The organism is Paenibacillus sp. FSL K6-2524, assembly GCF_038005525.1.
In the GTDB taxonomy this organism is placed as follows: Bacteria; Bacillota; Bacilli; order Paenibacillales; family Paenibacillaceae; genus Fontibacillus; species Fontibacillus anaericanus.
The window spans coordinates 3,919,799-3,932,571 of the sequence record NZ_JBBOSP010000001.1 but is presented as its reverse complement, the minus strand read 5'-3'; the positions used below and the strand labels follow the sequence as shown (position 1 = coordinate 3,932,571).

At 42.7% G+C, this 12,773-nt stretch carries 12 protein-coding genes; 8 read left to right on the top strand and 4 right to left on the bottom strand.

Annotated features, from left to right (window positions below; all coding sequences use genetic code 11):
* Positions 1 to 13: 13 nt before the first annotated feature.
* Together proB and NST85_RS17980 are read right to left on the bottom strand one after the other, a co-directional pair.
* Positions 14 to 1,120: a glutamate 5-kinase gene (proB, locus tag NST85_RS17985; protein ID WP_307395678.1), complete on the bottom strand. Its 1,107-nt coding sequence runs from the start codon at positions 1,118 to 1,120 to the stop codon at positions 14 to 16.
* A gap of 378 nt (positions 1,121 to 1,498) precedes the next feature.
* Positions 1,499 to 2,710, bottom strand: coding sequence for a pyridoxal phosphate-dependent aminotransferase (locus NST85_RS17980; protein ID WP_341190018.1), 1,212 nt, complete (start codon positions 2,708 to 2,710; stop codon positions 1,499 to 1,501).
* Between the two features lie 140 nt (positions 2,711 to 2,850).
* On the opposite strand from NST85_RS17980, the gene NST85_RS17975 reads away from it, so the two are divergent.
* Positions 2,851 to 3,672 (top strand): carbon-nitrogen family hydrolase, encoded by an 822-nt coding sequence (locus NST85_RS17975; RefSeq protein ID WP_341190017.1) that lies wholly within the window; start codon positions 2,851 to 2,853, stop codon positions 3,670 to 3,672.
* A 2-nt stretch (positions 3,673 to 3,674) separates the two neighbouring features.
* Here the strand turns inward: NST85_RS17975 and NST85_RS17970 are convergent, their stop codons facing one another.
* Together NST85_RS17970 and NST85_RS17965 are read right to left on the bottom strand one after the other, a co-directional pair.
* On the bottom strand, positions 3,675 to 4,604 hold the full coding sequence (locus NST85_RS17970) for a LysR family transcriptional regulator (protein ID WP_127190794.1): 930 nt from the start codon (positions 4,602 to 4,604) through the stop codon (positions 3,675 to 3,677).
* Between the two features lie 268 nt (positions 4,605 to 4,872).
* Positions 4,873 to 5,388, bottom strand: coding sequence for a DUF3231 family protein (locus NST85_RS17965; RefSeq protein WP_341190016.1), 516 nt, complete (start codon positions 5,386 to 5,388; stop codon positions 4,873 to 4,875).
* 253 nt (positions 5,389 to 5,641) lie between these two features.
* On the opposite strand from NST85_RS17965, the gene lepB reads away from it, so the two are divergent.
* The 7 genes from lepB to NST85_RS17930 all read left to right on the top strand — a co-directional run bounded on the left by lepB (position 5,642) and on the right by NST85_RS17930 (position 12,645).
* On the top strand, positions 5,642 to 6,193 hold the full coding sequence (gene lepB / locus NST85_RS17960) for a signal peptidase I (protein WP_307395668.1): 552 nt from the start codon (positions 5,642 to 5,644) through the stop codon (positions 6,191 to 6,193).
* Positions 6,194 to 6,393: 200 nt separating this feature from the next.
* Positions 6,394 to 7,449 carry a Gfo/Idh/MocA family protein gene (locus NST85_RS17955; RefSeq protein WP_341190015.1) on the top strand — a complete coding sequence of 352 codons (1,056 nt, stop codon included), beginning with the start codon at positions 6,394 to 6,396 and terminating at the stop codon, positions 7,447 to 7,449.
* 251 nt (positions 7,450 to 7,700) lie between these two features.
* On the top strand, positions 7,701 to 9,125 hold the full coding sequence (gene leuC, locus NST85_RS17950) for a 3-isopropylmalate dehydratase large subunit (protein WP_127190753.1): 1,425 nt from the start codon (positions 7,701 to 7,703) through the stop codon (positions 9,123 to 9,125).
* A 26-nt stretch (positions 9,126 to 9,151) separates the two neighbouring features.
* Positions 9,152 to 9,757: a 3-isopropylmalate dehydratase small subunit gene (leuD, locus tag NST85_RS17945; RefSeq protein WP_127190752.1), complete on the top strand. Its 606-nt coding sequence runs from the start codon at positions 9,152 to 9,154 to the stop codon at positions 9,755 to 9,757.
* A gap of 167 nt (positions 9,758 to 9,924) precedes the next feature.
* Entirely contained in the window at positions 9,925 to 10,239 is a 315-nt protein-coding gene (locus tag NST85_RS17940) for a hypothetical protein (RefSeq protein ID WP_127190751.1), read from the top strand.
* 227 nt (positions 10,240 to 10,466) lie between these two features.
* Complete coding sequence (locus tag NST85_RS17935; protein ID WP_341190014.1) at positions 10,467 to 11,996, top strand: N-acetylmuramoyl-L-alanine amidase family protein; 1,530 nt, start codon at positions 10,467 to 10,469, stop codon at positions 11,994 to 11,996.
* 46 nt (positions 11,997 to 12,042) lie between these two features.
* The gene (locus NST85_RS17930; protein WP_341190013.1) at positions 12,043 to 12,645 is read left to right on the top strand and encodes a GerMN domain-containing protein; all 603 of its coding nucleotides are present in this window, start codon (positions 12,043 to 12,045) and stop codon (positions 12,643 to 12,645) included.
* The last annotated feature ends 128 nt before the right edge of the window (positions 12,646 to 12,773 follow it).

Sequence of the window (12,773 nt, the reverse complement as noted above, 5' to 3'; positions counted from 1 at the left end):
TCCTCAAATTTATTTATGATTTTAAAGAAATCCATTCATCACGATGGATGACTTCTAAGCGATGGACACTATTAATCTTCTTAACTACATCCACGCTAGACAAACCTAGGATATCTTGTAACTGTTCCGCATCGTAATTCACAATTCCGCGACCCAAAATTTCACCATCTCCGTTAAACACCTCTACCACATCTCCAGCATGGAAATGACCCTTGGCCTTACGCACACCTACAGGTAGAAGACTACGTCCGCCACGGATAAGAGCCTCTTCAGCTCCTGCATCCACTACAAGGGAACCTATAGGGGTGGAGAGGAAACCAAGCCACTGTTTCTTTCTCGGTAGGGAAGCGGATTGGGTCGAAAAATAAGTTCCTTTACCTGTTCCCTGAAGTATGGATAAAATTTCACCCGGTTGATTCATTTTGCCGATAAACACGGGTACGCCACCAAAGGCACCGATTTTTGCTGCATCTAATTTGGAGCGCATACCACCGGTTCCAACAGAGGAGCCTGCGCCGCCAGCAATGCTATAAATCTCATCTGTAATCTCATCGACTTGATTTATCCGGGTTGCAGCGGGATTAATCCTTGGATCCTCGGTATAGAGTCCATCCATGTCCGTCAGGATGATCAAGTGACTCGCTTTGAGCAGGTTCGCTACGAGCGCCGATAGGGTATCGTTGTCACCAAACTTTAATTCATCAATAGACACGGTATCATTTTCATTGATGATAGGTAGCACATTATGTTTGAGCAACTCTTCCACCGCCATACTGGCGTTGCCTGTTCTTTTCACATTATGGAAGTCGGAACGAGTTAATAGCACCTGAGCCGAGAGAATACCATGTACGGCGAGTGCCTCGCGATAGGTCTGCATGAGCAAAGCCTGACCGACGGCTGCGGCAGCTTGCTTCTCATGGAGCAACTTGGGTCGTTCAGGGTATCCGATTTCACGGAATCCTGCAGCAACCGCTCCAGAGGTAACAAGTAAGGGTTGATATCCCGCACGATAAAGTGCAGATAGTTCGGCAGCAAAGTATGATATCGCTTCTCGGTTTAATCCCCCTTCTAGCGAGGTCAGTGAGCTGCTTCCAATTTTGACGACAATGCGAGGTAGCATGGAGATCACTCCTTAATTTAGTAGAAAATAAAAAAACTTTCGCCTTTGCAGCGCAAAGGACGAAAGTTTAACTTCCGCGGTACCACCTTTATTGATGATGAATCTCATCCAACTTAAGCCCGGTAACAGGGGCGCTGTCCGGTATCATGTACCGGCCGCTCGGGGATAGGTTTCGAAGGGGACGAACCGTAAATTCTCACAGCCTAAGGAATTTACTCTCTGAGGTTCCGTTGATCTCTCCTACTGGTCCCGTCTACACGTTTACTGATGTGTCACGAACGACGAACGATATTAATTACTGATAGAATAACATGCGTTTCAGGGCAATGCAAAACAAAATGCTTTACTATAGTGATGTATCCATTTCACCGGGGGCAATTAGAACAATCCGAGTTTCCCAATACGTAGTACCGCTTCCCGCATGCGCTCCTCCTCACTTAGCAAGCCGACGCGTATAAAACCTTCCCCATGCCGGCCGAATCCAATACCTGGTGCAACAGCCACTTTGGCTTTTTCAAGCAAGAGCTTTGCGAATGAGTCGGAATCATGGCCTTTGGGTACAGGAAGCCAGGCGAAGAAGGAGCCTTTGGATTTTTCTGCTTCCCAGCCGATCTCATCTAGGGCCGTAAATAATAAGTTTCGTCTGGACTCATAGGTAGCAACCAGATCACGCACATTTTGTTGTGAAGAAGTTAATGCGACTTTAGCTGCTTCTTGAATGGCTCCGAATAGACTGACGTAGATGTGGTCTTGCAGTAAATTGATGAGGGAGACGATTTTTTCATTACCAAGAGCAAAAGCAACGCGCCAACCTGCCATGTTATATGTCTTGGAGAGCGTATAATATTCTACTCCGACTTCCTTAGCACCTTCTGCTTGTAGAAAGCTTACAGGGCGCTTGCCGTCAAATCCAATAGCCCCATAGGCGAAATCGCTGGCAACGACAATCCCGTGCTTAGCCGCAAATTTAACTGTATCTTCGTAAAAAGAAAGAGGTGCCGTGGCTGCGGTCGGATTGTTGGGATAATTCAGAAACATTAACTTTGCTCGTTCACGATCTCGTGGGGAGATGTCATCATAGTCCGGAAGGTAATGATTCTCTGCACGCAGTGGCATAAACGACATCTCCGCTCCAGCCAATGCGGCACCCGACCAATAGTCCGGATAACCGGGATCCGGAACCAGGCAGAGGTCACCTGGGTTTAACAAAATTTGGCTGATCTGGACCAGTCCTGTCTTTCCACCAAATAGGATAGCAATCTCTTTTTCTGGGTCCAGAGTGACACCGTAATCCTCCTGATAGCGTTTCGCTACGGCTTCCTTTAGAAAGTGATATCCCTGAAAGGGGGAATATTTATGATAGAGCGGGTTCGAGGCCGCAGTTTGTGCAGCTGCAACAATATGATCTGGTGTTGGGCGGTCTGGATTACCCTGACCAAGATTAATGACATCATGTCCACTCGCTATTTCATGGTTAACTCGCTCAACTAATGAAGCGAAAAATTGTTTTGGCAATCTCTTCATGATTTCGGCGGGTTCAATTGGAAACGAAGAGTTTCCGCCAAATGGTTGTGGTGATCTTGAATTCATCCTGCAACACTCCGGTCCAAAAATATAATATTGCTAATTTAACATGATTTATCCGGGTTGTATAGATGGGATTGACGGGATTATGAAGCGGACACTATGATGAAACAAATGCGAGTTATGTGATAGAAAGGATGATTAGGATGACTCAGAGGGAGACATCTTGGAATATAGCACTACTGCAAACTCATATTGAGGTGGGCGAGCCACAGTGCAATCGTGAAACCATGCAGCGTTGGATGGAGGATGCGGCGGCAGCTCCAATTAAACCAGATGTCATTGTACTACCTGAAATGTGGAATACCGGCTATGCGCTGGGGCAAATTTCCGAGCTTGCTGACCCTGATGGGACAGAGATCAGGGGATGGGTTTCGGCGTTTGCCAAAAAGCATGATATCCATGTTATCGCAGGATCCATAGCTGAACAGCGGGATGGTAAAGTGTACAATACGATGATTATCTTCAATAACAAGGGAGAAGAGGTAGGAGCATATTCCAAAATCCATTTGTTTCGCTTAATGGAGGAGGAGAAGTATTTAGCCCCTGGTGAGGCAACACTTTCTTTTGAATTGGATGAAGTCGTTGCAGGAGCTGCGATATGTTATGATATCCGGTTCCCGGAATTGGCTCGAACTTTATCGCTCAATGGGGCGAAGGTGATGTTTGTTGCGGCTGAGTGGCCACATCCACGGTTGCATCACTGGCGTACACTGCTTATGGCACGTGCGATAGAGAATCAAATGTATGTGGTCGCATGTAACCGGACGGGGAACAGTGGTAGCGATTCCTTCTTCGGACACTCCATGATTATCGATCCATGGGGCGAGATTGTCGCCGAAGGTAGTGAAGAAGAAGAAATCGTTACAGGCCAGATTGATCTTTCACTGGTTGATCAAGTTAGAAATAGAATTCCGGTCTTCGAAGATCGGCGTCCACAGCTTTACGGAAATGGCATGTGTGAGTAAACTTATCCTTGCGTCTCATTTTCATCTTGGAGATGCTCTTTCATCGTTAATTTAAAAGTTTCAATAAATGCCTCAGCCGCTTTGGACAAATAACGTCCTTTGCGGTAAGCGATAACTAGAGTACGGCTTGGAACGGGACTAGAAAGTGGCACATACACTGGAATCAATTCACTTCGTTCCGCCCGAGCAATAAATCTAGGAACGAGTGTAATGCCCATACCTGCTGCTACAAGGGATTGCACGGTTTCAATATTGTTACTTTCAAAAACGATATTAGGTTCGAAACCCGCGTCTCTGCATAAATCTAGTGCTATTTTACGGAAGCCTTGACCTTTCTTAAGAACGATAAATGGTTCGTCTTTAAGTTGTTCAAGTGAAACACCACCTGGTTTTGATTTAAGCTTTGCTAAGGGATGATTGGGTGGTACAGCCAAATCAATTTTCTCTTCGCAGATCGTCTCATAAGTTAAAGTTGGTTCTTGCAGTGGTAGTGAAAGTAAGCTGAGATCAGTCCCACCGCCTGCTGTTAGTTTTTCCAAGTTGAGTGAAGTATCTTCTAGTAAGGTGACACTGATTTCTGGATAAGCCTCTTTGAACGCAGGTAGAACATAAGGCAGTAGATGGGATCCAGTAATCGGCATACTTCCGATGATAACGCGACCTGCACGAAGCTGGGAGATATCATCCATCTCTTGACGCAGTTGTTCGACGGCATCCATTATTTTTCTGGCATGTGTTATAAAGCTAGCACCCGCATGTGTTAGTTCAACTGAACTGGTATTCCGATGAAACAGTTTGACACCGAGTTCTTGTTCTAGTTTGGATAGTTGCTGGCTGAGTGAAGGTTGTGCGATATGAAGCTTTTCAGCAGCCCTTGAGAAATTTCTTTCTTCAGCGATTTGTAACGTATATTGGAGTTGTCTGAGTTCCATGAATTCACCTTCCATGACAAAGATATAAGAGATAAAAGATTATGCTATAAGTAATTCCTATAGTAATTATATTATATATAGTATAAAACTCTTTTGCATCAAGGTTTCTTATGTGGCATGGGGAATAGGGCGAAGGGTTCATTTCATTTTTTATTTCTTCTTTCTAGCTCTCCCTAGCATATGACTTTTGTCGTAACTGTTTCCCAATACGAATTTATTGCACGCTAAATAATAAAATCCCGCTCAATGAGCGGGATTGAGATTAAATTTATTTTTCAGACTCAGGTCTCTTTATTTGAAGAGGAGGAGGGATGAGCCAACCCTTTTCTTTATTTAGCTTCAATATTTTAAGTCCTAAAGCAGCCTTAGTGAGATGGTATTTAGCAAATAAGGCGCCGATATCCTCCCTAATGGATTGAGCCATAGCTTGGCTACAAGCAACTAATCCAGCGGAAGTATCTACAGCAATTTTAGCAGCTATTTCAGGATCACTAAATTTTGCACCCGCAGGAATGTCTTCAAGCTTTACAGGAGGTTTATCAGGCATAATCGGTGCTGAAGGAATCCCGTTATCACTGAGTAATGTGTCCAACTCTTTAATTTCCAACTTAGCTTGATCAATAAGATCATTAAGTATTTTTTTTAGGTCTTTGTCACCAGCGTGGTTTAGATATGTCTGATAGCAGGATACTGCACCTCTGGCAGCCACGGAGGCCGCCCATACACCAAAAATTTCGCCATAATGCATAGGTTCATCTTTTGGATTACCACTTAAAACACCCATTTAAATCGCTCCTTTTTGTAGTTGTTTACAGATCTATAGTGTCCAGAAACAAAAAATTAATGTATGTTTTTATTTGGTCCACAGAGTGATAGCTATAGAGGCGGTTAACGGAATTTCTTAAAAAGGTTGTGGGGTGAAGTTCACAAAACCCAGTCCGAACCTATCTTATATAGGCTGAATTATCCGCTCTATTTTATTAACCTATGATTTTATGTATAATATAGGAAAAGCATCTACAGGAGGTTTGCCATTGATGAAAGTATGGAAAGAGATTCAAGGCTGGAGCATCTCGATTATACTTGGTTTTGTGCTCAGCATGATTATAGGCATCTTTATTATTCAACCATATAAGGTAGAGGGTCATTCTATGGAACCGACCTTGAAAGATAATCAACGGATTTTTGCTTGGAAATTTTCACATACGTTAAACAAACTTCCTGATTACGGTGATGTTGTCATTATTGATAGTCGAGTTGATCGGAAGCGTACGTTAATGGATGACATTAGAGAGCATCCCATTATTCGGTTAATGTCCGGGGAATCGGATGAAGAGATCTTTTATGTCAAACGGGTCATCGGATTACCTGGTGATACCATTGAAGTGAAGGATGGTAAACTATACCGCAACGGGAAAGAGTTACTTGAGCCGTATATTAAAGAGCAGATGGATGTGGGTACGGATCAAGTATGGACTCTTTCCGAAGGATCTATATTTGTGATGGGAGATAATCGTAACCATAGTAAAGACAGTCGAATGATCGGCCCAGTTCCACAAGATCATGTGATGGGCATTGATTCGTTTTAAGGAGATTTGGAATAATATATACATATAAATAGTCCCCGAACCATGGGGACTATTTGTTTGCATCGCTATATATGGACGTGATGATCATATGCATGGACATCATGATAATACTAAGGTAAACATGATATTCATCTTGAAATTCATGATATATTATAGAAACTAAACTGATTAATCTACAAGTGCAGGAGGAGACATAGGATATGAATAATAAAATCTATTCCTTAGTTATTGTCGGCTATGGAGGAATGGGCAGTCAGCATGGGCGGAAGTTAGAAGAAGTATCACGAATCAAGGTAACGGGTGTCTATGATATTAAAGAAGCGAGACAAGCTGAAGCTCGTACGAAAGGCTATAAAGTTTACGAGGATTATCAAGCTGTACTAGATGATCCTTCTGTCGACATAATTTTAATTGCCACTCCAAATGATAGTCATCACCCTATTACGTTACAAGCTTTACGTGCGGGTAAGCATGTTATTTGTGAGAAGCCAGCTATGATGAACAGCCAAGAAGTTAAGGATGTAATGAACGCTTCAGAAGAGACTGGAAAAGTGTTCATGGTTCATCAAAATCGGCGCTGGGATGAAGACTACTTAGCGATTAAGAAACTTGTCGATGAAAATGTGCTTGGTGACGTATTCTATGTGGAGACACGTGTTCACGGTTCTCGTGGAATCCCTGGGGACTGGCGTCATGATCTTAAGCATGGTGGCGGCATGCTCCTAGATTGGGGTGTGCATTTACTAGACCGCTTATTGATTTTGTTCCCAGAAAAGGTTACGAGCGTTTACGCAAAACTAAGTTATATTTTAGGCCATGAAGTTGATGATGGTGTGAAAGTATACCTCACCTTTGAGGGTGGAAGAACGGCCCTGATGGAAGTGGGAACAACGAATTTCATTACATTGCCACTATGGTATGTAACAGGTTTGAACGGTGCAGCGGTAATCGAAGACTGGGATATGAACGGGAAAGTCGCGAAATGGGATCAAGCAGATACTAGTGATGCCGTACCTATCGTAGCTGGTGCAGGACTGACCAAAACGATGGCTCCACGTGCAGAGAATACCGTATCAGAGTATCCAGTTCCTAGAGTTGAGTGCGACGTACGTGACTTCTACTATAATTTTATTGATACTATTGAAAATACGGCGGAACGAATCGTAACTAATGAAGAAGTATTACGCATTATGACTTTGATGGAAGCTGTGTTTGAATCCGATAAAACCGGAGAAGTAGTACATTTGAATTTGTAAAAAGAAAATGAAGAAACATAAGGACATCACCCATAGCATCCTAGTTCTACAGAGGATTGCTGAGGGTGATGTTTTTTTTATTTGCAGTGCGAATGGATCGCTTATAGTCTTTACCTATCAATTTGATTGTATTTATGTATTTCTAACATGACATGAATCATGATATAGTAGTTTCATTAATCGGAGCGTATTGCTACTTATTTACAGCGCTTCGTCCATGTTCGTCGAATCCTTCAGTGGGGTGATTATTAATGAGTAAACAACAGACAATGTATGAGAAAATTTGGAACAATCATGTGATTTTTCAGGAAGAAAGCAAACCTAGCATTTTGTATATCGATTTGCATCTTGTACACGAAGTAACTTCGCCACAGGCATTTGAAGGTTTACGTTTAAGCGGACGTAAAGTACGTCGTCCAGAACTGACATTTGCAACTATGGATCATAATGTACCAACGAAAGATCGCTTTAACATTAAGGATCCTATCTCTAAACAACAAATTGATACGTTATCTCAAAACTGTCGTGAATTTGGTGTAACATTGTATGATTTGGATACAGTTGACCAAGGTGTTGTACACGTAATGGGACCTGAGCTTGGTCTGACACATCCAGGTAAAACGATTGTTTGTGGAGATAGCCACACATCAACGCATGGTGCGTTTGGAGCACTGGCGTTCGGGATTGGTACGAGTGAAGTTGAGCACGTAATGGCTACACAATGTCTACAACAGGCTAAGGCCAAAACGCTGGAAGTGCGCTTTATTGGCAACCGTAAACCGGGAGTAACTGCTAAAGACCTTATTCTTGGTTTTATTGCACAGTATGGCACTGACTTCGCTACGGGCTACGTTATTGAGTATACGGGTGAAGCAATCCGTGGTCTGACAATGGAAGAACGGATGACGGTTTGCAACATGTCGATCGAAGCTGGAGCTAGAGCGGGTTTGATCGCACCGGATGAGACAACATTTGAATATTTACGTGGTCGCCAGCATGTGCCACAAGGAGATCAATTTGATGTTGCTGTCGCAGAGTGGAGAAAACTTACAACAGACGAAGGTGCTCAGTTTGATCGGGTAGTAGAATTCGATGTAGACTCACTGATACCACAAGTAACCTGGGGCACAAGCCCAGGAATGGGAACGAACATCAATGCAACTGTACCTAATCCGGTAGACTTTGAGAGTGACAATGAACGTAAAGCAGCTGAGAAAGCTCTAGAATATATGGGTCTGACACCAGGAACACCGATGACTGACATTGAGATTGATTATGTGTTTATCGGTTCTTGCACAAATGGACGTATTGAGGACCTACGGGCTGCAGCAGAAATTGCTAAGGGCTATAAAGTATCTGAGAAAGTAACGGCAATCGTCGTTCCTGGATCTGGTCGTGTTAAGATTCAGGCAGAGGAAGAAGGCCTAGATAAAGTCTTTACTGAAGCTGGATTTGAATGGCGTGAGGCTGGTTGTAGTATGTGTCTCGCGATGAACCCTGACGTATTAGACCCAGGACAACGCTGTGCATCTACATCAAATCGTAACTTTGAGGGTCGCCAAGGCCGTGGAGGTAGAACGCATCTCGTCTCTCCTGCGATGGCTGCAGCAGCAGCGATTAAAGGGCGCTTTGTAGACGTCCGTGATTGGAATGTCCAAAGTGAGATCGTAAGCTAACCAAAGCGAAGAGAGGAGAATTAACCATGGAAGAATTTAAAACACTTACTGGTATTGTTGGCCCTGTTGACCGCGTCAATGTGGATACCGATGCAATCATACCTAAACAATTTCTTAAACGTATTGAGCGTACTGGATTTGGACAATTTTTGTTCTATGAATGGCGTTTCGACACCGAAGGCAATGTAAATCCTGAGTTTGAACTGAATAAACCACGTTACGAAGGAGCATCTGTGCTCGTCTCACGTGTTAACTTTGGCTGCGGATCTTCGCGCGAGCATGCCCCTTGGGCCATTTTGGATTATGGATTCCGCTGTGTTATTGCACCGTCTTATGCGGACATTTTCTATAACAACTGCTTCAAGAATGGTATTCTACCGATCGTCTTATCGGAGGAGCAAGTGGAAGATTTGTTCCAACGTACAGCCGAACACGACGGATATCAATTGACAGTGGATCTGGAGAACAAAGTGTTGACTGATCAATACGGTCTGAGTATCGCATTCGATCTTGACGAGCATCGTCGTCAATTCCTATTGCAAGGTTTGGATGATATCGGTCTAACGCTTCAACATGAGGACCTGATCACAGCATATGAGCAAAAGAGAGCCGCTAACGTGGTGTCTGCTTAACTAAGCTTATAGTAAAATCAAGCCCATCTAGTTCACTTATTCAAAGTGAGCTAGATGGGCTTTTTAGTCGCCTACGTCTAGTTCTATTTTTATAGTCGAAAGCTAGTAGAAGATTGGCTGAAATCAAATACTATATAGTATCTGATTTCAGAAGGAGGTAGACAGTAATGAAACATGCGGAATTGCACTTTGAGCAGGTAGTTGGGAGTACTAGAGGTTATTTTGTAGAGGAAAATCCGATAGGGATCAACTTATTAATTCATCTGAAAAATGAAGGAGATAGACTACTTCAATTAATTGTAACGCTAGTGAATGCAACAATTACTACAATCGATGTAGAGCCTCATTCCGAATTTGCATTTGGAGTTACTAGTGTTCAAACGATTGGAATCGCTGCATCCAAGTCACCAGATATTGGTACTCCCATCGGGAAAGGTACCCTAATTCTCATTCCGAATTTTTCTGAGATGAATCTGTCCTAGATTTAATTTAAGAGAATTGCTCGGAAATATTGAACTATAGTTTAAAGCTATCTAGGCTGTATTTACTATGTATAGAGCATTATTGAGTAAGACGATAAGGTGAAATTAGCCCTATTGTCTTACTTTGTCTTTCTATGAAGATATAAGGCTATGAGAAAGTTCTATTTTCTGATACTATGGAAGTAATTAGCAACATTTTGTCCGTTGGAAGCGTTTAATAGATTAGAATGAGCTGTGTTGTCGAAATTGCTGAGTATGCCGGTCATCATCCGGTAAATTACAAGAATGATAGGAGTATGATGATGAAGAAAATCGGTTTTTTCTTGACACTAATTGTTTTTTTGTTAGCTTTTCCGCGTTTAGGATTTGCGGCTTCTGCGGATACTCACATTTACTTGGACGGTTTGGAACTGTCTCAGCCTAGTAATGCTCAGGCAGGTAATGTTAAAGGGAGCGTTATGGTCCCTATCCGTGTCATTGTCGAAGGCCTGGGATATGATGTGGGCTGGGAGAAGGCAAGCGGAACTGTGACGATTAAGCAAGGTGATACGGAGCTTAAACTATTAATCGATAAGGACCAGGCATTAGTTGGTGACCAGAGTGTCACACTAGCGGCTGCGCCTTTCTTGTTGAATAACACAACGATGGTCCCTTTACGTTTCGTCAGCGAATCGATGGGCCTTAAAGTGAGCTGGGATAATAAAGAGAAGTCTGCATATTTATATAGTCCTGAAGGTGGAGCGGCCGGAGAAATCCTGCCAGGAAAGGGGACATCCCTTCCATCCGATAGCGGCGAAACTATGGTGAATAATCCTGAACAAGAACAAGGAAATGGATACATAACTGAGACAACTGCCCATATTAATGGAGTAAGTTTCTCAGACAATAAATTGATGATTGCAGTTGATCGTGCGGTTCAACCGAATGCATTCGCTATGTTTGGACCTGATCGAATTGTGGTAGATATACCTATGGCTTCTTTTGGTGAGACCTTTGCACTGGACTCAGCAAATAAAGGGGAACTTCTTGTAACAGATAACCCAGCAGTTTCAAAAATACGCTATTCATTGTTCGACAGTACCACTTCTACGATTAGATTTGTAATTGATCTAAATTCCAGCAGTCAATTTTCGATTACAAATGCTGGTGATGGTTTGGTAATCATAGATTTAGCAGGACAATCTACTATCCCTAACCTACCAACAGAATCTAACGGAACACGTGTGGTATTGATTGATGCCGGACACGGTGGGTCTGATCCGGGTACAAGTAGTCCTACCAGACTGGAGAAAGACTTTAACCTAGCGATAGCTCTGAAGGTAGAAGCACTGTTGAAATTAGAGCCTAACATTACCGCTGTCATGAATCGTAGTGATGATACGACCTTAACGCTCAAGAATCGGCCTAATTTAGCCAATAGTATTAAGGCGGATATTTTTGTTTCTATACATGCTAATAGTGTGGATAAATCAGTTAAAACCAATCCTAGTGGTACAGAAACGTATTATACACGTGAGGACAGTATAGCCCTTGCAAATGTGATTCATAAGCACTTAGTACAGGCAACAGGACTTAATGATCGCAAGGTTCGTCAAAAGAATCTACTCGTTACCCGTGAAACAACGATGCCAGCAGTGCTTTTAGAATCTGGTTACTTAAGTAACTCATTTGATGAGGCCGTCTTGTTTGATCCGATTGCTCAAGATCGTATTGCTGCTGGGATTGTAGCAGGAATTAAAGAATATTTTGGCCTATAATAAATAAGACAGGCAACAATGATAGACCAAGAGGGGGTTATACGGAATGAAAAAAATAGGAATAACATTAATTTTAGTTCTTATGATGATAACCGCAGTCGGTTGCGGACAGAAGCCTCTAGCGAGTTCTGAGGGAAATGAACAATTACCGGACAAGATAGTAAATGAACAAGAGCCTCAACCATCAGCCCAGCCAGATTCTAGTCAAGGATCATCGAATGGGGGTCAGAGTGAACAAGTTGTAGCTCCCGTACCTCAGATGTTAAAGATTAAAGTGTATTATACGGATGACGACATCATGGATTTGAAAGAGATGGAACAAGAGATCACGGTAGAGGATGCTAACCCGAATTCCAAATATAGTGAGGCATTCAAGTCACTACAGAAAGTCAGCGGTAGCGGTGTAATATCATTATGGGAGAAAGTAATATTGAACACGGCTTCGTTTGCGGATGGTGAAGTAACGGTTGATATTCAGTTACCTGATGAAGCACGGCTTGGTTCGGGCGGCGAATCACTTGCGATCGATGCGCTAAAGGCAACGTTCTTCCAATTTGAGGAAGTGAAGAAGTTGGAATTAACGGTTAACGGTGATAAATTGGACAGCTTAATGGGGCATGTTGAACTTGAGCATCCGATGACTAAATAGTAATCAAGAATAAACCATCTCAACGCTTCGGCTGGAGATGGTTTATTTAATTTATTATAAAATTGTAACTATTTCAACGAAATTGGCATAATTACGCAACTTTTAAAGGACCCATACGTCTAATATGT

Excerpts from the sequence above, each read along its gene's own strand:
- proB (WP_307395678.1), bottom strand. The coding sequence starts at position 1,120 with ATGCTACCTCGCATTGTCGTCAAAATTGGAAGCAGCTCACTGACCTCG.
- NST85_RS17980 (WP_341190018.1), bottom strand. The coding sequence starts at position 2,710 with ATGAATTCAAGATCACCACAACCATTTGGCGGAAACTCTTCGTTTCCA.
- NST85_RS17975 (WP_341190017.1), top strand. The coding sequence starts at position 2,851 with ATGACTCAGAGGGAGACATCTTGGAATATAGCACTACTGCAAACTCAT.
- NST85_RS17970 (WP_127190794.1), bottom strand. The coding sequence starts at position 4,604 with ATGGAACTCAGACAACTCCAATATACGTTACAAATCGCTGAAGAAAGA.
- NST85_RS17965 (WP_341190016.1), bottom strand. The coding sequence starts at position 5,388 with ATGGGTGTTTTAAGTGGTAATCCAAAAGATGAACCTATGCATTATGGC.
- lepB (WP_307395668.1), top strand. The coding sequence starts at position 5,642 with ATGAAAGTATGGAAAGAGATTCAAGGCTGGAGCATCTCGATTATACTT.
- NST85_RS17955 (WP_341190015.1), top strand. The coding sequence starts at position 6,394 with ATGAATAATAAAATCTATTCCTTAGTTATTGTCGGCTATGGAGGAATG.
- leuC (WP_127190753.1), top strand. The coding sequence starts at position 7,701 with ATGAGTAAACAACAGACAATGTATGAGAAAATTTGGAACAATCATGTG.
- leuD (WP_127190752.1), top strand. The coding sequence starts at position 9,152 with ATGGAAGAATTTAAAACACTTACTGGTATTGTTGGCCCTGTTGACCGC.
- NST85_RS17940 (WP_127190751.1), top strand. The coding sequence starts at position 9,925 with ATGAAACATGCGGAATTGCACTTTGAGCAGGTAGTTGGGAGTACTAGA.
- NST85_RS17935 (WP_341190014.1), top strand. The coding sequence starts at position 10,467 with ATGAGCTGTGTTGTCGAAATTGCTGAGTATGCCGGTCATCATCCGGTA.
- NST85_RS17930 (WP_341190013.1), top strand. The coding sequence starts at position 12,043 with ATGAAAAAAATAGGAATAACATTAATTTTAGTTCTTATGATGATAACC.